The sequence below is a fragment of the Methylobacterium sp. NEAU K genome, assembly GCF_030700285.1.
Lineage (GTDB): Bacteria > Pseudomonadota > Alphaproteobacteria > Rhizobiales > Beijerinckiaceae > Methylobacterium.
This window is the reverse complement of record NZ_JAUYZJ010000047.1, coordinates 1-21,960: the sequence shown is the minus strand read 5'-3', so window position 1 is coordinate 21,960 and position 21,960 is coordinate 1. Positions and strand designations below refer to the sequence as shown.

15 protein-coding genes and 6 pseudogenes are annotated in these 21,960 nt (G+C 65.5%); 5 read left to right on the top strand and 16 right to left on the bottom strand.

The window, feature by feature from the left end:
• Positions 1-121 precede the first annotated feature (121 nt).
• The 4 genes and pseudogenes from Q8W67_RS24550 to Q8W67_RS24535 all read right to left on the bottom strand — a co-directional run.
• Positions 122-403, bottom strand: coding sequence for a hypothetical protein (locus tag Q8W67_RS24550; protein ID WP_305550459.1), 282 nt, complete (start codon positions 401-403; stop codon positions 122-124).
• A 162-nt stretch (positions 404-565) separates the two neighbouring features.
• Positions 566-1,891: an MFS transporter gene (locus tag Q8W67_RS24545; RefSeq protein ID WP_305550458.1), complete on the bottom strand. Its 1,326-nt coding sequence runs from the start codon at positions 1,889-1,891 to the stop codon at positions 566-568.
• A 7-nt stretch (positions 1,892-1,898) separates the two neighbouring features.
• The gene (locus Q8W67_RS24540) at positions 1,899-2,165 is read right to left on the bottom strand and encodes a metal-sensing transcriptional repressor (RefSeq protein WP_305550457.1); all 267 of its coding nucleotides are present in this window, start codon (positions 2,163-2,165) and stop codon (positions 1,899-1,901) included.
• A 430-nt stretch (positions 2,166-2,595) separates the two neighbouring features.
• Positions 2,596-2,862: pseudogene (locus Q8W67_RS24535) on the bottom strand (hypothetical protein); the annotation flags it as partial.
• Position 2,863: 1 nt separating this feature from the next.
• Here Q8W67_RS24535 and Q8W67_RS24530 point away from each other — a divergent pair.
• Positions 2,864-3,262 (top strand): annotated as a pseudogene (locus Q8W67_RS24530) (transposase); the annotation flags it as partial.
• A gap of 281 nt (positions 3,263-3,543) precedes the next feature.
• On the opposite strand, the gene Q8W67_RS24525 reads toward Q8W67_RS24530, so the two are convergent.
• The 10 genes from Q8W67_RS24525 to Q8W67_RS24475 form a co-directional block, all read right to left on the bottom strand.
• The gene (locus tag Q8W67_RS24525) at positions 3,544-3,690 is read right to left on the bottom strand and encodes a hypothetical protein (RefSeq protein WP_305550456.1); all 147 of its coding nucleotides are present in this window, start codon (positions 3,688-3,690) and stop codon (positions 3,544-3,546) included.
• A gap of 658 nt (positions 3,691-4,348) precedes the next feature.
• Positions 4,349-5,458, bottom strand: coding sequence for a hypothetical protein (locus Q8W67_RS24515; RefSeq protein WP_305550470.1), 1,110 nt, complete (start codon positions 5,456-5,458; stop codon positions 4,349-4,351).
• Between the two features lie 112 nt (positions 5,459-5,570).
• The gene (locus Q8W67_RS24510) at positions 5,571-6,248 is read right to left on the bottom strand and encodes a class I SAM-dependent methyltransferase (RefSeq protein ID WP_305550455.1); all 678 of its coding nucleotides are present in this window, start codon (positions 6,246-6,248) and stop codon (positions 5,571-5,573) included.
• Positions 6,245-6,925 (bottom strand): hypothetical protein, encoded by a 681-nt coding sequence (locus Q8W67_RS24505; protein WP_305550454.1) that lies wholly within the window; start codon positions 6,923-6,925, stop codon positions 6,245-6,247. The genes Q8W67_RS24510 and Q8W67_RS24505 overlap by 4 nt, the downstream gene beginning before the upstream one ends.
• A gap of 18 nt (positions 6,926-6,943) precedes the next feature.
• The gene (locus tag Q8W67_RS24500; protein ID WP_305550453.1) at positions 6,944-7,750 is read right to left on the bottom strand and encodes an SDR family oxidoreductase; all 807 of its coding nucleotides are present in this window, start codon (positions 7,748-7,750) and stop codon (positions 6,944-6,946) included.
• On the bottom strand, positions 7,740-8,408 hold the full coding sequence (locus Q8W67_RS24495) for a TenA family transcriptional regulator (protein ID WP_305550452.1): 669 nt from the start codon (positions 8,406-8,408) through the stop codon (positions 7,740-7,742). The genes Q8W67_RS24500 and Q8W67_RS24495 overlap by 11 nt, the downstream gene beginning before the upstream one ends.
• A 29-nt stretch (positions 8,409-8,437) precedes the next feature.
• Positions 8,438-9,907 carry an AMP-binding protein gene (locus Q8W67_RS24490; protein WP_305550451.1) on the bottom strand — a complete coding sequence of 490 codons (1,470 nt, stop codon included), beginning with the start codon at positions 9,905-9,907 and terminating at the stop codon, positions 8,438-8,440.
• Positions 9,891-10,478 (bottom strand): thermostable hemolysin, encoded by a 588-nt coding sequence (locus Q8W67_RS24485; RefSeq protein ID WP_305550450.1) that lies wholly within the window; start codon positions 10,476-10,478, stop codon positions 9,891-9,893. Before Q8W67_RS24485 ends, Q8W67_RS24490 begins: the two co-directional genes overlap by 17 nt.
• A gap of 92 nt (positions 10,479-10,570) precedes the next feature.
• Positions 10,571-11,953: an ATP-binding protein gene (locus Q8W67_RS24480; protein ID WP_305550449.1), complete on the bottom strand. Its 1,383-nt coding sequence runs from the start codon at positions 11,951-11,953 to the stop codon at positions 10,571-10,573.
• Positions 11,950-12,678 (bottom strand): response regulator transcription factor, encoded by a 729-nt coding sequence (locus Q8W67_RS24475; RefSeq protein ID WP_305550468.1) that lies wholly within the window; start codon positions 12,676-12,678, stop codon positions 11,950-11,952. The genes Q8W67_RS24480 and Q8W67_RS24475 overlap by 4 nt, the downstream gene beginning before the upstream one ends.
• A 438-nt stretch (positions 12,679-13,116) precedes the next feature.
• Here Q8W67_RS24475 and Q8W67_RS24470 point away from each other — a divergent pair.
• The 4 genes and pseudogenes from Q8W67_RS24470 to Q8W67_RS24450 form a co-directional block, all read left to right on the top strand.
• A pseudogene (locus Q8W67_RS24470) lies at positions 13,117-13,934 on the top strand (DDE-type integrase/transposase/recombinase).
• 1,727 nt (positions 13,935-15,661) lie between these two features.
• The gene (locus Q8W67_RS24460; protein WP_305550447.1) at positions 15,662-18,061 is read left to right on the top strand and encodes an HAD-IC family P-type ATPase; all 2,400 of its coding nucleotides are present in this window, start codon (positions 15,662-15,664) and stop codon (positions 18,059-18,061) included.
• Between the two features lie 271 nt (positions 18,062-18,332).
• Positions 18,333-19,208, top strand: coding sequence for an ADP-polyphosphate phosphotransferase (locus tag Q8W67_RS24455; protein WP_305550446.1), 876 nt, complete (start codon positions 18,333-18,335; stop codon positions 19,206-19,208).
• Positions 19,209-19,704: 496 nt separating this feature from the next.
• A pseudogene (locus Q8W67_RS24450) lies at positions 19,705-20,505 on the top strand (DUF4238 domain-containing protein); the annotation flags it as partial.
• 7 nt (positions 20,506-20,512) lie between these two features.
• On the opposite strand, the pseudogene Q8W67_RS24445 reads toward Q8W67_RS24450, so the two are convergent.
• A pseudogene (locus Q8W67_RS24445) lies at positions 20,513-21,213 on the bottom strand (IS630 family transposase); the annotation flags it as partial.
• Between the two features lie 377 nt (positions 21,214-21,590).
• A pseudogene (locus Q8W67_RS24440) lies at positions 21,591-21,960 on the bottom strand (porin); the annotation flags it as partial.

The window sequence follows — 21,960 nt, the reverse complement described above, 5'->3', positions numbered from 1 at the left end:
GTCCCCCCCGGGGGGGGGGCGGGGCCGCCCCGCATACGGTGGGGGGGGGCCCCCCCCCGGGGCCCCCCCCACCCCTCATTCGACCTCGTCACCGGGTTCATCGGACCCGGCGAACGAGGGGTCACATACGGTGGCCGCGGTGGTGTCCCATCATGTGGCCGCGGTGGTGACCGTGACCCATCATGTGATGGCCGCGGTGATGGCGCATCATGTGGCCGTGCATGTGGTGGTGGCCCATCATGCGGCCATGGCCGCGATGGCCGTGCATGCCATCCATCCGGACCTCGGTCACCGCGGTCGGGGCGTCGACGGCCCCAATGATGCCGGGAGCGGCGGACGCCGGGGCGACGGAGGCGGCCCCAAGGGTTGCCAGGATGGCGGCGGCGAACAGAGATTTCCTCATGGGCGTCCTCACATCGTTGTTGCCGGCGGGAAGTCGGAGTTGACGTCAGCCGGGATCAGGAAACGGCACAGCTTCGTTCCCCGTTCCGCTAGGTACGTTGTTCTCCACGCTACCCGTGCCGGAGAAGAGCCTTCCCCGAAGTCTCCCGCCGCCCCCTGGCCCTCAACCCGCGCGTGCCGGCCACCGGTGGTGCAGCTCGTCGATGACGAAGGCGTGCGCGTGGCGCCGTTCCCCGTGAAGGTGCGGGTGTCTCGGGTCGAGGTCGGCATGGGCGTGCTCGATCACGTCGGGATCCGAGGCCGGCCAGAGCAAGGCCGCCGCGGCGACGCCGAGAACCGTGATCCCGCCGAGTGCCGCCAGCGTCGTCGGCATCCCGACCGTTGCGCCGAGCCATCCTGCAAGCGGGTAGGTCACCAGCCACGCGGCATGGGACAGGGCGAACTGGGCGGCGAACACGGCGGGCCGGTCCTCCGGGGTCGCCGAGCGGCGCAGAAGTCTTCCGGTCGGTGTCTGGACGGCGGAATAGGCGATGCCGAGCACAAGCCAGGTTGCAAGCAGGAGCGACCATCCGATGACCGCGCCCCGGGTCATGGCGGCGACGCCGAGAAGCACGCCACCGAGCAAGGCGGCCGCCGGGATCATGACCGAGCGGTCGGACAGCCGGTCGAGGACGCGCGGAAGCGTCAGGGCGGCGACCATCGATCCGCCGCCGAAGACCCCGAGGGCGAGGGCCACGTCGTCCTGAGGGCGGTTCAGGAGCCCCTGCACGATGACGACCGTGTTGACGATGACCATGGCCCCGGCCGCGGCGACCGCGAGGTTGAGCGCCAGCAGGCCCCGCAGGCGCGGCGTTGCGAGGTAGATCCGCAGGCCGCGCGTCGTCCGGTCGTAGACGCCGCCCTGTCGGTCGGTCGGTCGAGCTGCGGGCAAGGTCACGGAGACGACGAGCGCCGCCGATCCCAGAAACCCGATGACGGTGCCGCCGAACAGAGCGTTGTAGGGCACGACGGTCAGGAGAAGGGCAGCTAGGGTCGGGCTGAGCAGGTTCTCCAGGTCGTAGGCGAGACGCGAGAGCGATAGGGCGCGGGTATAGTCCCGTTCGTCGGGAAGGATGTCCGGGATGGTCGCCTGGAAGGTCGGGGTGAAGGCGGCCGAGCACGATTGCAGCACGAAGACGAGGATGTAGATCTGCCAGACCTGGTCGACGAGGGGCAAGAGAAGCGCGATGCCGGCCCGGACGAGGTCGGTGGCCACCAGGAAGGCGCGGCGGGGCAGCCGGCCGGTGAAGCCCTGGGCCACCGGGGCGACGAGCACGTAGGCCACCATCTTGATGGCCAGCGCGGTTCCCAGGACTGTCCCGGCCCGGTCCCCGGCGATCCGGAACGCCAGCAGGCCGAGGGCGACCGTGAGCAGGCCGGTGCCGATCAGCGCGATGACCTGCGCGGCGAACAGGTGCCGGTAGGTGCGATGGGCGAGGACGCTCAGCATCCCCACCTCACAGGTACTTCGCGATGGCCTTGAACTCGGCGACCGCCGCGCGCGCGGCCTTGCTGCCGCCGTCGACGCCCTCGCCGAGGCAATGCTCCATGTGGTCGTGGATGAGCGCCCGCTTGGCGTTGGTGACCGCGCTCTCCACCGCGTGCAGTTGCTGGGCGAGGTCAACGCAGGGACGGCCTTCCTCGATCATCGCGATGACGCCTGCGAGGTGGCCGTGGGCGCGCCTCAGGCGCTTGACGATATCCGGATGCGAGGCGTGTTCCATGCCATGATCCTATCCCCCTGGAGGGGATCGAACAAGGAGACGACCCGGGAGGCGCTGGCGCTGGGCCGCTTCATGGAGGTGCGATACGATGGCTACGCTCGCGTGGTCGAGGTTCACGCCTGCGGCTTCGCGCGCCAGAGCCATGCCTTGATGCGGGTCCGGCAGGTCCACCGCGGAATCGCCGGCGGCAAGCACTCCGGATGGAGGACTCCGCGCCTCGACGAGGCGCGGGTATCTTCCCATCCCGAGTACCGTGACCGGGCTATCGACGCGGGGACGGCGCCCTGGACCGCATCGTGGCTCAGGTCTGACGACGGCGCTCCCGGCCCCGATGGGCTCGCACTTGCGTTTCGGCCGACTTTTGGCACGGTCCGTGGTTTCGGGACCAGTCCAAGATCGGAATCTCAGGAGTAATGCGCCGCCATGATCATCAGGGCGAGCGCAACCAGGACCAGCACCATAGACGCGACGAGCGACCGGGCCGTGGCCTTGCGGATGTCCGGGCGAAGGTGCCGGCCATCACGGCGGCCACGACCAGGTCGGGCCAAGCCGTCGCGGTGCCCCGGCCCCCGAGCGCCGCCGTCAGGACGATGACATTGCCGATGGCGTCGTTGCGCGAGCACAGCCAGACCGACCTCACGTTCGCGTCGCCGTCCTTGTAGGGCCGCAGCAGCAGAACCGAGCCGAGCTTGGCCGCCCTTGTCGCCGAGCTGGAGGCGTGGCTGCGGGCCAACCGCGCCAAGCTCTCGGCCAAGGCTCCGGTGGCCGGGGCGATCGACTACATGCTCGAGCGCTGGCGCGCCTTCATCCTCTTCCTCGACGACGGGCATATCTGCCTGTCGAACAATGCTGCCGAACGGGCGATCCGGCCCATCGCGGTGGGCCGTCGCAACTGGACCTTCGCTGGCTCGGACGCGGGCGGCCATCGCGCTTTGGCGCTCTACACGCTGATCGAGACCGCCAAGCTCAACGGCGTCGATCCGCAGATCTGGCTCGCCGACGTCCTCAGCCGTCTGCCCGGCCATCCAGCCCGACGCATCGACGACCTGCTGCCATGGAACTGGACCCCGCCTCAGACCGAGCAGATCGCCGCCTGACACGCCGTCCCAAACACCAACGCGGCCTTCGCCGGAGGCGTACCCATCTCGCCGAGGTCGGAGCGGCGGATCGAGCGGCTCACGGCCCTACGGGGCGAGCTGAACCGGATACTTTCGGAATGCGGGTGGGGCCGCGTCGGGGAATGCCGCGTGATCGAGACGCTGGCCGACCATGGCCGGTGCGCGGACGACCACCACCGGCACATCCGCCCGCAGGCTCTGGCGGGGACAGGGCTGCCGGGCGGCCAGGACGCATAGGTCTTGAGCGGTATGGCGTCCGATCACGGCGGATGCGCGTGGGCCGGGGCACGCGGCGAGTTGGCGACGGCCAGAGCCAAAGCAGCGCTGGCCGTCAGGACGAGGCCGCCGGTGGCACTCGTGAACAAGTCGCGCAGGGACGACAGGGGGCGGCGAGGGAGTGACGACACGCGCGCAGGCCTTCAACCGTTGGCAGCCCGGCCGACGCAGAGACCTGCCGATCCGACCTCCGAATCGTGGACCCGGGCCGGGCTATCGCACCGATCCTTGCTTTCAGCACCTACGCCAACGCCTGGGCGCAGCTTACGGAAGGTCCTAGGTACACTCAGGCCCGACGTTTGAGTGGTTTAACGTGGCTGAGGCGCCTTGGAGGCCGCCGGTCTGCGTGTCACCCTTATGGACCGGCCGCTCCTTCTGGAGGAGTGTCTGCTTCTGGGCGAACTGTGCGGTCGGGCGTATGGCCGAGAATGGCGCACGCCCATCGTAGTCGTGGCAGAATGAGCGTCTGCTTCCGGGAAACGTGCCGTCAGGCTTTTAAGGTAAGGTTGGGTCGAAAGCGGACCCTCCGCGGGGTCAAGCGGATTGGGTTTTGACCCTGATGGCTGGGGCGCTGTTGCGTGCCACCCCGACTCTGGTCCACCGCTACCTTCGGCATGACGATATCCTGCGACGCATCCTTACAGGCCGCGTCGCGCCAGCCCCCGTCGCGAGGCCCTGACCACCAAGGAAAGGCCCCGTGTGGAGAATCACCTCATCAATCGCATCGGCTACCTGCGCGCCGCCATGCTCGGTGCCAACGACAGTCTCGTCTACACCGCGAGCCAGAACTCATCGTGTCGTCTTCGTGGTCAGGCATTCGCCCTCGAAATCCGACAGCCGCCCGAAGCGGCCGAGCTTGTGATAGTAGTCGAACGACCACCGCGGATCCGTGCGCTCGATCGTGTGTCCGCGCAGGCCGTCGATAAAGGTGTTGAACCGCTCGCGTTCGGCCTCGATCATCCGAAGGGTCGTCGCGCGCACGAATTCGGGTGGCAGGGCGCGGGCCTTCATCGCGGCGACTCCGTCCTGAACAGCGCGGGGATCGTCATCGACGATCAGCGTAGTGTCGGCGTGGCAGAACCTATCCCGGCCGCCCTTGCTCCGGGTCGTGACCACCGGCACACCGGCCAGCAGATACTCGATGCTGGCGTACATCGCGCCCTCTATCCGGGACAGGCACAGGCCGACATGGGCTTCGGCCATGGCGGCGTTCACCGCGACGTGGTCCATCGGAACGACGTCGTCCGGCGTCACCGGGTTGAGGACTGCGTGGCCTTGCGGGAGCGATCGGAGAAACGCGGCGAGCTGGGTCCGCTTCAGCCTCGGCGACCACGTCCCGAACAGCTTCGTGACATAGGCGCAGGTCGGCACCGTGCGCGCCAGCGCGTGGCGTTTGATCGGGGCGATCTGCGCATTGTAGATCGCATCGTAGCGCCGCTCCCGATCGGGCATCGGGAAGTACATCGTCTCATCCACGAACATGTTCTGCGGCGCGAGGTAGACGTCGACCCCGAGACAGCGCAGCAATCGCTCCTCACCCGGAGTGTTCGCCAAGACGACGAGGCGGGCCGCAGGATGGAAATTCCGGAACCGTCGATGCTGGACGGCGAGCGCAAGCGCGAACGCCGCTCTCTCCAGGCTGTGCGTCAGCGGGTGCAGGAAGACGAACGGCGTGTCGGGGAAGCGTGATGCCAGGTGGTGGGCGACCCCGAACGGCTTCGGCCGCGGCTGGCAGCAGAAGATCGGCGGATCGAGGCTGAGGAACGAGCCCATGACGGGCGTATCGGACGGCAGATCCCGCGGTGCCCGCACGAACAGGTCGAGCAATCCGGACGCGTAGCCGAGCAGAGGTACGTCGAACAGGTAGGGGTTTCGCAGCGCATCCCAACCGAACGGCACGCGCGTTCCGCGTTGTTGGCGCATCGCCGCCGCCGCATCGAGACGCGGCGCCGCGGGGAGGGTTTCGATGGGAGCCGTCACGCCTGATGCCGCCGAAAGTGAAAGTGATGTCCTACCGATAGGCAGTGACGAGGAAGCCTTTGATACCGAACGGAAATCTCAGTTCGGCCGAACGGATCGCGGTCTCCTCGAACCCGGCTCGGGCCAGGACCGCGACGCATTCCTGTGCGGTGTAGGTCCGATGGGTCTCGGGCCCGGCGAAGCGCCACCTCTGCATCGTCACGCGATCGGTCGCGTAGAGGACGAGCCGTCCTGCGGGACGGAGTGCCCGTCGCAGGATCGACAGGTCGCCGCGCGCAGGGTCGAGAAAGTACAGGACGTTCACGAGGAGGATCTTGTCGAAAGCCTCGTCCGCCCACGGCATCAGCGGGAGCGCACCGTGCGCGAGTTCCATGCGACCCGATTCGATCAGCCGGCGGTGACGCCTGCGTGCCGCGGACACCATCCGATGGGATGGGTCGAGGCCGCAGACCTTTGCCACCCCGCATCCGGCTAGCGTGGCCAGCGCCCCGCCAGGACCGAAGCCGACTTCCAGCACGCGGTCTTCGGGCACCACGCCGAGCGCGGCAAGCGCCCGGCGGTTGGGACCGGCATTGGCCAACGCCATAAGGCGGCCGATCACGGCGCCCCGAATGCCCTCCGGTTGCCGGAGCTGCGCGCCGATCGCGCTCCACAGCGGCGACGGCGCGGCTTCGTGCCCCGGCGCGCCGTCGATACCTGGCGAAGTCACGACTTGCCGAGCTTCGGCTCGATCTTCGCCAGTTGCTCCTCGATCATCGCCCGGCGGTTCTTGTCCCAGAGCGGACGGTCGGGATGCGGGGGGAAGGTCAGGGCATGCCGCCAAACCTCGGCGGCCTTCGCGTACTCACCCTGCGCCATCAGGAAATCGCCGTAGAAGTACCAGGCGTCGAGCCCGGTCGGGGCCGTGTGGACGGCACGATCCAGCAGACGCCGCGCCTTCGCCTTGTCGCCGAAGCCGATCGGGAAGCCCGGCACGCGGTAGTACAGGACACCGAGGCTCGTGGGTGCGCCGGCATCGAGGATCTTGGGGTCGGCGGCCTCGGCCTTCTCCAGGATGTCGCGTGCCCGCTTGGCGAGGCCGAGGGCCGAGAACGCGCTGGCCATCGAGGCCCGCTCGCTCGTGAGGATGCCGTCCCAGATCATCGCCTCGGGTCGGTCGGGGTAGCGCGCGGCGAAGGAATCCGCCTCCTCGCCGAGGGCATTCATCTGCTCGGTCTGGGCGGCGCCCTCGGGGACGTTGAATTTGATGGCTTCCCAGCGCTGTTGCAGATGGCGGATGGCGGCGGTCAGCGCCGGATCCTCGGCCGCGCTGGCCGGAGCGGCGGTGAACCCTCCAGCCAGAGCCAGCGAGAGGGCGAGGACGGACGCGCGGATCGAGACGGACATGGTCGATAGTCTCCTGGATCAGGTCGCCGAGACCGGCTTCGGCGCGGACACGGCGGCGCTCGGCTTCTGCCGGGCGAGCGCGCGGTCGATCAGACGGGGGAAGAGGCGCTGCAGCAGGACGAAGGCCCACTCGGCACCGCGCGGGTAGACGGTGTCTGCACCGGACAGGGCCGCATGCCAGATGCGCCGGGCGACCTGCTCAGGGTCGTCGAGCCGCATGCCGGTGTCCCGGATGAGATCCCCGAAGGCCGCCGCCGCCGGCGTGCGCGTCGCCCGCGGAGCGGCGTAGGTGACGCCGATCCCGCGGCTCTTCCACTCGCGCCGCAGGGCGTCCGAGAAGCCGCGCAGGGCGTGCTTCGAGGCGCTGTAGGAAGCGAAGCCCGGATAGGCGATGTCGCCGAACAGCGATCCGACGTTCACCACGCGGGCCTCGTCTGAGGCCATGAGCAGCGGCGCAAGATCGCGTGTCAGAGCGATCGGCGCCACGACATTGGTATCGAGGATGGTGTCGAGCATCGCGTCGCTCGTGGTGGCGAGATCTCCGCCGACGACGCAGCCGGCATTGTTCACGAGGACGTCGAGCCGTCCCCAGGCTCTCGCGAGCTGTCCGGCCAGAGCCTGACGCTCGACGGAGACCGTCAAGTCGGCGGGAAGTATCAAGATCGCCTTGGCGGTCCCTGTCAGTTCAGCCGTCTCTTGAAGGGCGTCCTTGCGGCGGCCGCAGATCGCGACCCGCATGCACCTGGCAGAGGCTTCAAGCGCCAGCGCGCGGCCGATGCCGGACCCCGCGCCCGTGATCAGGACGTGGCGCATGTCACGCGGCATGGGCCAACTCCTGGCGCTCGCCGAGGTCGCGGATGATGTCGCCGTAGAGGCGGTAGAAGAGTTTGGACTGGGCGATGACGAGGCGCTGTATCTCGGGATCGTGGATCGAGTCCGCGAGGCTGCGGAAGAAGGCGACGTGCTCCTGATCGAGCGCACCGTGCGAGCGTAGGTAGCTGAAGCCGTTGTCGTCCTGGCGGCCGAGGACGGCCTTCATCGCGTCGGCGACCCGGTCGGCTAGCAGGACCGACATGCCTTCGAGGACGTGGACGCTGCCGAGCATGGCCCAGGGGCTCACATGCTCGATGACGTAGTAGGTGTAGCCGACCATGATTCGGCAGGCCGGGCCGGGCTCGCCGTGTCGGACCGCCTCGGCGTCGCCGCCGAGCGTGCGGATGTCGTCGAGGATCCATTTCTCGTGGCCGCGCTCCTCCTCCATGTATTCGACGAGGGCGTCCTGATAGGCTTCGTCTTGCGTCCGCGAGGCAGCCAGCGCGAGCATCGGAAACGTGTGCTTCACATGGTGATAGGCCTGCGTCAGGAAGGCGACGTAGAGTTCGCGCGTCGCACCGGACTGCGTCGCCGTCCGGACGAGAGGGATCGCGAGGAATTCAGCTCGCGCATCCGCAGTCTCGGCGATCAGCCGTTCGTAGAAGGACATGGTGCAGCCTTTCTGTGATCGAGGCGACGTCAGGCGCTGATGGCGAGCGCCGGATCGGCTCGCCGTGCGGCGAGGTCGTTGAGGGGGCCGCGCGCGATGCGGCCGTTCGGCGTGAGAAGGCCGCACGGGATCGCCGCCACGCGCGACACGACGAGGCAATGGCCCGGAACCGCATGCGCCGGGACCTGTGCGCAACACTCTTGAACGAAGGCGAGGTGCTCGTCGGGGCCGGACGCGGCGAAGCGGGCCTCGCCATGCGCGGTGGGCACGATCACCGCGGTCAGACGATCCATTCCGTGGCCGACGATCCCGCAGGCGGCGACACAGGGATCGCCCAGCAATATCGTCTCGATCCACTCCGGGCTGACGTTGCGGCCCGATGATAGGACGATGAGGTTGTCCTTTCGGCCGTGGACGTGCAGGAACCCGTCGGCGTCGATCGATCCGAGATCGCCCGTGCGCCACGGTCCGGGCGGGCGCTCACGGCCGAGATAGCCGTCCATCAGCGTCGGGCCGTCGACGAGAATCTCTCCGTCCACGATCGAGACGGTAATGCCGGGCAAGGGACGTCCGACGCTGCCGGGCCGCCGCTGCCCGGGGGCGTTGACCGCAACCACGGAGCCGCATTCGGACAGGCCGTAGCCCTCGCAGGCCGGGATGCCGGCCCGCCAGGCCCGCTCGGCCAGGGCGGGGGGGACGGGTGCCCCGCCGACGGCCACGAAGCGCAGCGACGCGGGAGCCTGGGCGCCTGTGGCGTCCAGTTCGCCCACCCATGCCGCGAGCACCTGGGGAACCAGGACGCTCATGGTCGGGCGATGCAGCCCGAAGGCCTCGGCGAGACCGGCCAGTTGCCCGGTCCCGAGCCGCTCCGGGATCCCGGTCTCGAACCGCGCCCGCGCCCCGGCCAGGACCGGCACGAAGACGGCGCAGAGCGTCTCCAGGAGCAGTGGCAGGGGCAAGACGGAAAGGTACAGGTCCTCGGAATGCGCCGCGACGGCGTGTGCGAGCGCTTCCGCCATCCAGCCGATCTGCGCGGCGCCGTGCCGAACTCCCTTTGGGGCGCCGGTGGAGCCCGAGGTGTAGATGACCTGAGCGAAACCGTCGGCCGACTCGGGACGAAGCTCGGCGGTCCCGGCAATGTCGAGAGGCTGCACGGCGACGCCATTGCCGGCGACTCGCCCGGTCAGGGCGGGCGCGACGAGGATGCAGTCGAGCGATGCGTCTCGGATCACATGCGCGAGTTGCGCGGCGCTGAAGAAGGTCGGGAGCGGGACGACGGTGCGGCCAGCGCAGGCACACGCCAGCTGCGCGACCGCCCACGCGACCCCGTTGGGCGCCAGAAGTCCCAGGATGCGGTGTTCCGGAACGAGCGTCGCGGCGAGCGCCGCGACCCGAGCCGCTACCGCTCCGTGCGTGAGGGCGACTTCGTCGTCCGCAAAAGTGGGTGTGTCGGGCCTGCCGCGCGCATTGCGCAGCAGGGCGTCAAGCAGCAGCTGCATCGAAGCCGACACACCGCTTGACGCCCCTGGCGTTGGTTATGGCGCGCGAGCCCGGCACTGCACAGACGCGCGGGCGGGCCGCATAATACTGGCCCCATTGGCCGGGATTGGCGACGCGCTCGGCCAGCGCCTCGCCCAGGTAGATCGAGGAGACACCGATGCGCCCGAGCAGGACTTGCAGCCGGCTCGTCACGGTGAAGAAGGACCATGCGAAGCCCTGAGCTTCGCCGTAGGCCACGATCTCGCGAATGAAGGCGGCGCTGCTGCAGGGCGTCTGGCTGGCCAGCGTCGACACTTCGAAGATCGCGTTCCGGGAGACCTCGCTGCCGGTGAGTTCGGTCAGGGCGCGCTCGATCGGCGCACCGAGATAGCGCTCGGAGAAGAACGCCTCGCTCTGATCCCGGACACCCGCCGCGCAGATGACGCGACCCTGAGTATTGAACAGTGCGAGGATGTTCTCGGGAAAGCTCGTCAACGTCGCGTCGTAGCGGAGCGCATAGGTCTTTCGAATGAAATCTTCCGTTGCGCTCCGACGGCTGTGATATCGGCCTAGAACTTCGGCGCTCGTCATAGGATTTGGACCTTTCGCAACTGCGAATGATCCTAGCGGCCAAGCTTACGCCAACCTTACAGGGCCTGGGTCTCTCCGAGGCGAGATCAAGGTCATTTCAAGGCGACGTTTCCGAGCGGATACAAAGCGCGTTCCGCCTCCGGCATTTTTGAGCAGCGCATCGTCGCGATGGCCCCGCCCTCCGGTGCGTTGCGCAGTTCAAGTGCCCCGCCGTGGGCCGCCATGGTCCGCTCGACGATCGAGAGCCCGAGCCCGATCCCATCCTCCCGGCCGCTTCGGAACTCCCGCTTCTGGATGGCTTCCTGCACGAGAATGTCGGGCGTGAAGCCGCTCCCCCGATCGCGGACACTGAGCGTTGCGTCCGCGCCGACCGTCACCGTGATCATGGTGCCGCCCGGCGCGTGCATGAGTGCATTCTCGATCAGGTTGCGCAGGGCGCGGAACAGGTAATCGCGTAGGCCCGCGACCCGAATCGGCACTTCCGCACCGAGGAGTTCCATCGACAGGCCCCGGGCGATCGCCACGGGACCGAGCATCGTCGCCGCCTCTCGCGCGATCGCCGAGAGATCAACGACGTCGTCCGCTTCGACGTGGAGCCCACCGAGCCGGACCCGGTCGAGGAGTTGCTCCACCAGACGCTCCATGCGAGCCAGATCCTCGGTGATGGACCGGCCGATCGGGGCGTCGGCCGTCGCGACCTGGGTCTTCATGATGGCGAGCGGCGTGCGCAGCTCGTGCGCGACGTCGCCGACGAACTGCTCAAGGACGACGTAGCCTTGCTGCAGCCGGGCGAGGCTCTGGTTCACGGCGCGGACGAGGATGAGGACCTCCTCGGGCATCGCCGTTTCCGAGATGCGCACTGCGACGTTGCCCGGTTCGATCGATTCGGCCTGCTGTGCGGCTATCCGGAGGGGGCGGAGCGCGATCCGCACGACGATCAGGTTCACGGCGATCATGCCGAAGAGGAATGGGACCCAGATCCACGCGATATCCTGGACGAACTCCTCGAGGACGGAGTCGAACACGATCGGGCCGTTGGGGAAGGCGACCTGCAGCACGAGCGGAGGCTGCGTTTTTCGAACAGGGGCCGACAGGCCGTAGAGTGGTTCCAAGCCCGGACGCGGAAGCATGAAGAATTGCTCGTTCGGTCCGAGCGAGCTGACCAGCGGCTCGGTGACCCCCGGCGCAGCGGTCAGGATCTCACCGTCCCGGGTCAGCAACACGTAGACGCCGCCGTCGTCGATGACCTGCTGAGCGACCGAACCGGGAAGCGCGCGCTTCCCGGTTTGTGCTGTGATAAGGAGTTCCCGGGCTAGGTCATGCGCGAAGCTGCGCAGGGTTCCTTCCCGGAAACGACCGTTCAGCGCCTCGAAGCGATTGTAGAGGAAGAGGGTCGCGGCGCCGATCGCCAGCGAGATCAAGAGAGCTGTCGCGACCGCAAGGCGCATGAACAGCGTCGAGCGACCTCGGATCACGCGCGTAGATCCGTGAGGACGTAGCCGATGCCGCGCAGCGTGTGGATCTCCAGTTCCGCGCCGGCCGCCGCGAGCTTCTTGCGCAGGCGGTGGATCAGCACCTCGATCGCGTTCGTTCCAACCTCCTCGTCGAAGCCATACAGCGACGACTCGAAATGCGCTTTCGAGACGACACTGCCCGTCCGGCGCAGCAGCAGTTCGAGCGCGGCCAGTTCTTTGCGCGCCATCTCGATGTCGCATCCAGCGATCCGGACGCGGCGATGGACGGTGTCGAATTCGACGTTGCGCTCCACAAGATGGACGCCTAACGCCTGTCCGGGCCGGCGCATCAAGGCACGCAGGCGGGCCAGAAGTTCGTCCATCTCGAACGGCTTGCGGAGGTAATCATCAGCTCCCCCATCGAGGGCGTCGATCAGCGCCTCGGTGCTGTCCCGGGCAGTCAACACCAGGATCGGGGCGGTGGGGCGACCAGCGCCTCTTTTGTACAGGAGCGTCATGCCGTCCCGGTCCGGAAGACCCAGATCGAGAATCACCGCATCATAGTCCGTGGTCGCGAGTGCCGCATCCGCCTCCTCTCCGGTCCTGACGATATCGACGACGTAGCCGTGAGAGCGCAGGGCATCGCCGATCGCGGCACCCAATCTGCGGCTGTCCTCAACTAAGAGAATGCGCACTGCCGCCTCTGATACCAATGACCAAATGTGCCTTCCGGTAACCAAGCACATCGCAAACCATAACAATCGCCGCAATCCGCCGAGTTGATTTAGATCAGAGCACGCTTTGTTCGCTCCATCTGTGCGCATGCGCGGCGGACGAATGTGATTACCAGTTTCGGATCGAGCATTTATTAAAATAAAATTTATGATCTTTCGCTGCGGATATTTTGCTGGATTGCGCATCGTCGGAGCGAAATCCGGTTCGACGCAAGTCAGCGCACTACGATAAGGACCTCGGCGGCAGGCACTCTCGATTAAAATGCCAGTGGCGACCACCAGTGGACCGCCGAGCGTCACCTTCGCCGCTGCCGAGAGCGTCAGCGTTTTCTTGTAGCGCCACTGGCCGGAGTCGATCGCCAGCAGAGATGGCTTGGGGAATCTGCACAGCGGGGCTGAGTGGAGTTTCTGCCTGACGGCGGCCAGGATGGCCGCGGATCAGGATTGATGATGAGCAAACGAGCCCGCCGGAACCACCTCCTGGTCTTCAAGGCGAAGGTGGCTCCGGCCGCTCTGCGAGGTGAGAAAACGCTGGCCGAGTTGGCCCAACAGTTCGATGTCCACCCCAACGAGATCACAGCCTGGAAAGCTCAGCTTCTCGACGGGGCGTCCGGGGCGTTCGGATCCGCGCCTCGCTCGGAGGCGATCCCGGCCATCGACGTGAAGACGCGGCAAGGCCGGCGCACCGAAGGGCTCTACGCTAGGCTCAACGCCTCGAAGCCTGCGCCGGGTCAGAAAGACCTATCCTATCTCTCGGGCGGGCTGACGATCGATCGTCCCAATCAAGTTCGGAACAAGGACATCACCTCTGTGCCGATGGCACGCGGTTTCGTCTACTTGGCAGCCATCATCGATTGGTTGATTCGCCGGGTTCTGTCCTGGCAGCTGTCGATCATCATGCAGCCGGATTTCTGCGTCGAGGCCATGGAGAAAGCGATAGCTCGGCATTGTAGGCCGGACATCTTCAACACCGATTAGGGTGCGCGGGTCACCAGCAACGCCTTCACCAGCGTCCTGATGGAGGTCGAGATCGCCGTTGGCATAGAAGGCAGAGGAGCGCGGCGCGATACCGTCTTTGCCGAGCGCCGGTGGCGGTCGGTCAAGTACGAGGATATCTACCTGCGGGCCTACGACACGGTCAGAACGGCGCGCGCCTCTATCGGCCGCTACCTTTCTTCTACAACGGGCGCAGGCCGCATTCGAACCTTGACCGGCGCACCGCCGACCAAGCCTATTTCGAAAGGCTGCCGTATCTCGCGGCTTTCTGAACCCGGCAGGATATACACTTATCCACGCCCAGGTCGCTGTTCAGACAAGCCGACCCACTTTCAGATAGAGAACCCTGAATCCTCATAATCGAGACGAATCCGGTTCCCATTGAGAAGAAGATAGGGTGCCGCGTCATAGCGAGCATGGACTTCGCAAAACCAAAAAATAATTTATTTTCTAAATTCTTTTTAAAAACAGTAAGTGCTTGAAATATATGAAATTCAAAGGTCTCATATTATGACCATGGACTTGATGGCAGATTTTTTAGGGCTTATCATCAGACCCAATGTGATTGCATTTTCCGCCAGCGGTTTCAGAAATCGGCGCAATAATTATTTGAACCGTCCGAGACTAAAATGATTCAAATCAAGATTTTATCTTGCTCGGTCGCTGCCTGCCTCGTTTTAAACTTTTCCTGTGACTGGCCGAGGGTACATGCGAGCTTGAACGATTTGAACGAAAAGGCCGGCGAGTGTCCAGTGTCATTTGCTAGGTTTAGGAATGCCCGAACTCAGGAATCAAATGAAGTGCGCTTAGATAACATAGTGGTTGTGGATCACTTTGAGTGCAGACGGTCGCCGTCAATCGCCCGGACGCTCCTCGCAGTAAGAAGGTCGCCATTCGGAATAAATAAATCATAATCTTAGGAGGAAGCCATGAGAAATACGCTTTTGATGGCATTTTTTGTCATATCGGCTACTCCCGCCATCGCACAGCCTTCCTCTTCATCTGTGCGGCCTTTGGGAGTACGGCCGCCTGTTCTCATCGAAGGGCTAGGGCCTGGTTTTGAGGATAACGGAGGTCCTGGTGCTGTGACCGTTATAGTGCAGGGCCGGAGTGGAACGGGCGCCAGTACTATCGTGGACGATTCAGCGGCCGGGGGCAATTCCGAACAACCTGAGCGGGCTGTCCCACAGTTTGGCGGCGGCGGCGGAGCCGGTGGTGGCGGAGGAGGCCAGTAGGCGCAACCCGAAGCTCCGAGACTGTGCTTCTTTATGAACGGGTCGACGAGCTGGCTTTAGACAGGGCTATTTGTGCGCGCGTCGCTGTTGCCTCCAATGAGGCTGATGTAGGAGTGTCAGGTGCGTGGGAAATATACATTTTTCGCAGTGGCCTGCAGCGTTGCCATAAGCTGCCAAGCGCTCGCACAACCAGGTGACGGGGAGATTGCGGAACACAATCCAGCGGCCGCCTTCACGGGAAGGACCATCACGGCGCTCGGGGTCACCAAGCCTCCTGGGCGCGCGGGAAGTCCGGCGAAGCTTGCGGTGGTAAGCAAGAGGACGCGGCAAGAACAGGCCGACGACGCCATCGTGCGTGGCGTTTGCAGGGGCTGCAATTGAACTATGACGCGTCGGCGCACTCATCGGCGGTTGATCGGACCTCACGCCGTGGGTCATCGTCGAATTCGGGCGATCGAGCAGATTGAAAATGGCGGTCTGGCCGCGCTCGGATCTTTTGCAGCCGAGGTGCTCCATTGCGGCCATACGCCGGTAACACTGCTCCAGCAGAGCGAGAATCACTGGCCCTGAAGAGCGGATACTGTACGAGAAAGGAAGAAGACGCTCGCTCCCGGACAGCTGACGATCAATGGGAACGGCACCGGGGCTGATCTGGATCAAACCCGCTGCTGTCTGCGGACAGCATAGATCCGATCAGCCCGATGGCCCCCGACCCGGTCGGTCTGCGACAGGTGTCCGTGGGTGCTGAGCGTTGGAGCAGTCGCATGCACGGCCTCGCGCGAACGCATGTGAATGGGGGAGACCGCCCGACGACGCCTCGTGAGAACACGATCCCGAGGGGCTCTGCCGCATCCGAGACCAGCGGAGAAGGCCTCACAACCGCGGAGGCGCGCCGCCGCCTCGCGACCTATGGGCCGAATGCCACACCGGACGAAGCCGTCCATCCGCTGCGTCTCATCGTCAGCAAATTCGTTGCGCCGGTGCCGGGCCTGCTCGAGGCGGCGATCGTGCTGCAGCTCGTCCTCGGCGAATACGTCGAGGCGTCGGTCGTCGCGGTTCTGCTCATCTTCAATGCCGCGCTCGGCTTCCTGCACGAGAATCGGGCTCAGGCGACCGTTGCCGCACTCAAAGCACGTCTCGCGCTCGTGACCAGCGTCCATCGGGACGGGGGCTGGAAGATGGTGCCGGCCGCAGAGCTGGTGCCGGGCGATGTCGTCAAGCTCTCGCTCGGCGCGGTGGTCGGCGCCGATGTCCGCATCACGGCGGGGCACGCGCTGTTGGACCAATCAACGCTCACCGGCGAGTCGCAGCCGATCGAGGCGGATCCCGGCTACGAGACCTATGCCGGCGCGCTCGTCCGCCGCGGCGAGGCTGTCGGCCTCGTAACGGCGACCGGCGCCCGCACCAAGTTCGGCAAGGCGGCCGAACTCGTCCGCACGGCGCATATCGGCAGCGCCCAGCAAAAGGCCGTGCTCAAGGTGGTGCGCAACCTCGCCCTGGTGAACGGCGTGGTCACGCTCGCCCTCCTGGCCTATGCGCTGTCGATCGGAATGCCGCTGCCCGAGTTGCTGCCGCTCCTGCTGGTCGCGGTTCTGGGCACGGTGCCGGTGGCACTGCCGGCCACATTCACGCTCGCCACCGCGCTCGGCGCGCGGGCCTTGGCGCGCTCGGGTGTGCTGCCCACCCGCCTGTCCGCCGTCGATGAGGCGGCCAGCATGGACATCCTCTGCTCCGACAAGACCGGCACGCTGACCCACAACACACTCGCGGTCACAGCCGTGCGCGCCCTGCCGGGCTTCACCGAGGGACGCGTGCTGGCGCTCGCGGCGCTTGCCAGTTCGGAGGGTGGACAGGATCCCGTCGACCGCGCGGTTCGGACCGCCGCTCCGGCAACCGAGCCGGGCATTCCGACGCTTGTCGCCTTCACGCCCTTCGATCCGGCGGTGAAGATGTCCGAAGCCGTCGCCCTGGACTCCTCCGGCGCGCGCCTGCGCATCGTGAAGGGCGCGTTCGCGACCGTAATGGCCCTGTGTGAGTCAACGCCCGGCGCGGCCGAGATCGCTAATGCGTTGGAACTCGACGGGCGCCGCGTGCTCGGCGTCGGCGTCAGCTCGGACGGGCCCATGCAGGTGGCTGGTCTTCTCGCGCTGAGCGATCCGCCTCGCGACGATGCCGCCCCGGCCATCGCGGAGCTCAAGCGCCTCGGCGTCCGCGTGGCGATCGTCAGCGGGGACGCACCCGCCACGACCAGCGTCCTCGCTAAAGCCGTCGGCTTGACGGGACCGGTCTACTCTGGAGGCGCGATCCGCGAGGAGATGCGGCCAGACGACTACGCCGTTTTCGCGGGCGTGCTCCCGGAAGACAAGTTTCACCTGGTCAAGGCATTTCAACGCGAGGGCCACACGGTCGGCATGTGTGGCGATGGCGCCAACGACGCGCCTGCGCTGCGCCAGGCCCAGATCGGAATCGCCGTCTCGACCGCGACGGACGCTGCGAAGTCTGCGGCGGGCGTCGTGCTGACCGATCCGGGCCTCGGCGGCATCGTGGCCGCCGTCCGGGAGGGCCGCGTCACCTTCCAGCGTATCCTGACCTACACGCTGCGCTCGCTCGTTCAGAAAGTCCGTCAGGTGCTGTTCCTGGCAATCGGCCTCGTGATGACCGGCCACGCAATCCTGACGCCGATGCTCATGGTTCTATCCCTGGTGGTCGGCGATTTCTTGGCGATGTCGGCGACCACGGACAATGTCGAGCCCTCGTCCGAGCCCAACAAATGGCGGATCGGAAATCTGACGATCGCGGCCGTCGTGCTGGGTCTGGTCGACCTTGTCTATTCTGCGGCCGCCCTGGCGGCAGGGATGTTCTGGCTCGGCGCGAGCTTGCCGGAACTGCAGGCGCTGACACTGGTGATGCTGGTATTCAATGGTCAAGCCGTGTTCTACGTGGCGCGCGAGCGGCGCCGCATGTGGGCATCTCGCCCGAGCGCGATCGTGGTCGCGTCCTCGGTGGCCGACATCCTGGTGATCCCGCTCCTGGCTTGGCGCGGTATCCTGATGGCGCCGCTGCCGCTCTCATGGATCGGCGGTCTGTTCGGGTCCGCCCTCGTGCTGGCCTTCGTGCTCGATATGACGAAGGTCGAACTGTTTCGACGGCTTCGTATGGTATGAGCAGAAATCGTAAAACGCTCGCCGACACCCAAAGTCCGTAATTTTCTAACGGTCCCTCGTGTGACCTGACTGGCCGGCGTCGGAATGGACAGCTGAAGAGAGTCTTTTAGCACGCCCGACCATGCACGAACTTCGAACCGGAGTGACCGCACGGAGGTCAATCGATTAAGGCTTGCCGGATTTCGAAAACACCACGCTGAGGCATCGCTAGCTGTCGCGTTTACTGAAACAATTAGATATAATTGTTCGATGAGCACTTAAGGGAAGTCCTATGAAGATAGAGACGGGGCCGTTCCGAGTGCGCGAAGGTGAGCGCGTTTCGCTGGATAAGCGACCGACGCTCGTCCGTCCCATTTATGAAAACAAGCAGGAATACAGAAAGCTGCTGACACAACACGTCGAATACTTGAGAAAGATTCAACGCCAGCATTATGCGTCGAACAGCTACTCGTTGTTATTGATCTTTCAAGCCATGGACGCCGCGGGCAAGGACGGCGCGATCAGTCATGTGATGACGGGTGTCAATCCTCAAGGTTGTCAAGTCTTCAGTTTCAAGCATCCCAGTGCGTCGGAGCTACAGCACGACTTCCTGTGGCGAACAACGGTGTGCCTGCCGGAACGGGGGAGGATCGGGATCTTCAATCGGTCCTATTATGAGGAGGTCCTGATTGTTCGCGTTCATCCCGAGCTGCTCCGCGCAGAAGGCGTGCCTGGGACGACGAAGGACGGCAATCTATGGAGACGGCGGTTCGAGTCGATCGTCGCGTTCGAGAAGCACCTGTCGCGCAACGGGACGAAGATCGTGAAATTCTTCCTCCACCTCTCTCGCGAGGAGCAGCGAAGGCGCTTCCTCAGCCGGATCGACGAGCCTGAGAAGAATTGGAAGTTCAGTCTCGCCGACGTTGCCGAGCGTGCACACTGGAACGACTATATGACAGCCTATGAGGAGTGCTTGGCAGCCACCAGCACGGACGAGGCGCCTTGGTATGTGATGCCGGCCGATGACAAGCTGAACGCTCGCTTGCTCATATCGCAGGTGGTGCTCGATGCCCTGGCCGAACTGCATCCGGCCTATCCTGAGACGTCGCCTGAGCGAAGACGGGAACTGGCCGCCATCCGCGAGCAACTTGAGCAAGAGGAAAGCTGAACAGCTGGCCGTGACATCCGGAAGGCTTGGGTCCGCAATGGATCCTCCCTCCGTTTCACGGTTCTTGCGCACTTCTCGTGGAACGGTCGCGGTGACGAGGATGGCACGGGCTGATGCACGCGGCGGATGCGCATGTCCTCATCCCTGCCGGGCTGCGCCTTCGAGCGCGTGGTCCGGACCGACGGTCGTCTCGTCGTCATCGCCCATGCGCGCCGTGTTCGTGGCCGATCGCCGACTGGAACTTGCCCGTCCACGAACCTCGCATGCTGATCGGCATGAATGTGGTACACGCGGTCACCGCGAAGACCGCCCCACCCGCCGCGCAGAGCGCCTGACGCGATACCCACGCAGCAGTCAGAGCGGCGACATGTCGGATGGGCCCAACCCTGCGCAACGCTCTGGTCAGTCCGGTCCCCGACGGCACCATTATATCCCAAAGATGGTGCAGCGGCACTTTGCCGAGGCAGACCAGCACCTTTGATCCTTCGACAAGCGCCACCCCGAGCGAGGCATGGAGCGCAAATCCATCAAGCGCTTGTTCCAAGTCCAGCATTTATACACGATCCGCCGCCGCGACGGCTCGCGCGACACCGGGACGGAGACGCGCCTGTCGGCGATCGAGACCCGTGCGGGACCGGTGCTGGATCGTATAATAACGGACGCACGAGCGGGCCGCTCCACCGCGCTCGGCGAGGCCGACCGGCGGGCTTTGGTTGAACTCTTCGTCGCGCAGCGCCGGCGCTCGCCGGACCACCACGTTGCCCCGCTGGTGCGGCGGGCGATAGCCGATTTTCTCACCGGCACGTGGGTCGAATGGGAGAGCTTGCAGGGGCCTTTGATGGAAGCGGAGCGAGCGCTCCTGCTCGACGAGAAGTTCATGCTGGAGGGCGCGCGGGACGTAATCGCGCAATACGCCGCGGATCCTCTTGAAACCGTCACCCCGACCATGCTGCAGCGCGGCTTATCCGTCGCGCGGATCACGGTACCGTGCCGCGCCTTCATCCTCGGCAGCAGCCCATTCGCCCGGTTCATAGCCAGGGGTAGCCGCCGCCAGGATCTCGGGGACCCGGGCGCGGACTTGTGGATGCCGCTGGCCCGAGACGCGGCGGTCGGCTCCGCCAGGCATGCCGGCCACAGCGGGTACATCGATGCCGATGACGTGCGAATCCGGAAGATCAACGGAGCGGTTGCGGGGGCGAGCATCGAGTTCGCCTCGGCCAATCGCGACCTGGTGGAGGCGCACGCCCGTACTGCCCGCCGCGCTATCAGGGCCCGCGGGCCCAGGGAAGGGCCCTGAGTGTGGGCGGATGGTCGTCGAGCATGACCGTGTCGCCGCGCTTGAGGGCCGGGGCCAGGGTCTCTTCGACATAGCCGCGGAAGCGGGCTCCGATCATGGGACCATCGAAGAGCGCGGTAGCCGTCAGGCCGCTGGCGCACAGGCCGGCAGTGACTGTGATGGTCTTCCAGTAGCCGAACGGCACCGCGACCCGGCAGCGTTCGCCGCGCGGAGCCCGTCCGTAGCGCCGCGCCACCATTGTAGTCGTGGCTGTCTCGTCCAGGAATACGCGCCTGTCCGGAACGAGATCGAGCTGCCCCTCGAACCAGGACAAGCGGACCGCCTTCACGTCCTCCTGATCCTGCTCGACGGCGTGGCCGGTCTCCTTTTACGCGTGATGCCGTGGCGCTTGAAGAAGCGGGACAGGCTGCTCACCCCGACCCGCAGGCCACGTTCAGCCAACCGGGCGCGCAGTGCGTGCAGGAACAGCTCGGGCTGCGCTTCATTAGTCTGTCGGATCAGGTCGGCCTATGCCTCGATGGCGTGCGAGCGTCGATCGCCGCCCATCGGCTTGGCCTGTGTTCGATTTCCCTGCACGAAGGCTTCTCGCCAGCGAACAGCGCTAGCGGGAATGACCTCGAAACGCCTTGCGGCTTCCCGGCGCGCGGTTCCCGCCTTGATCGCGGCGACAACACGCTCGCGCAGATCGGCAGACAGGGCAGACGCCATCGGCTCTCCTCCTCGGAAAGCCGCGCATCGAAGCACATTCCCGTCCGCGTCAAAACCTCAGACGATTCGATCCGGTCAATTAGTGCTCTAACTCTGTGTGTAGATAAACAAGTAATATTTGTCCTTCTGCAGGTCGTATCGCGACTGGGTTGACCAGAGAGCTACGAGGATGCATGTCGCGAAGTCGCAAATCGGAAGGTGTCCGCGCTCACGAGGCGTTCGGCATAGCCGCCCAACCAGCGTTCAGTGTTCTGGGCTTTCGCAGCAATTGCGCCGAGACAAAAAAGCCCGGCCTTTCGGCCGGGCTAGTGGGGTCCCGTTGCACGGGGACATCAAGACCAGGAAGCTTTGGAGAACAAACCGGTCTCGATCTGGAATTAGAAATCGCGCTGGATGCGGAAGCGGGTCTGGAACGTATCGGTCGCCCCGATCAGCTTCACTGGAACACCGTTCACGTTCAGGCCCGACGGGTTCTTGTTGATGTCGTTCGTCAGGCCGTTGTTGAGAGCGGCACGCACGTATGCGCCCTCGACGCCGATATCGAGATCCTTGACGGGCGACCAGATCAGGCTCGCGCCGGCCACCAACAGGTTGTTGTCGCGAAGCGTCGGGCTGTAGAGGAACGCGTTGGCGTTGGCGCCGCTGTTGGTCGGGTTGAAGCCGAAGCCGATCGTGCCGAGTGCCGCGCGGGCGCTCTTGTTGTACGACACCTCACCGTAGCTGCCGTAGAAGGCCGACCGCCACTCA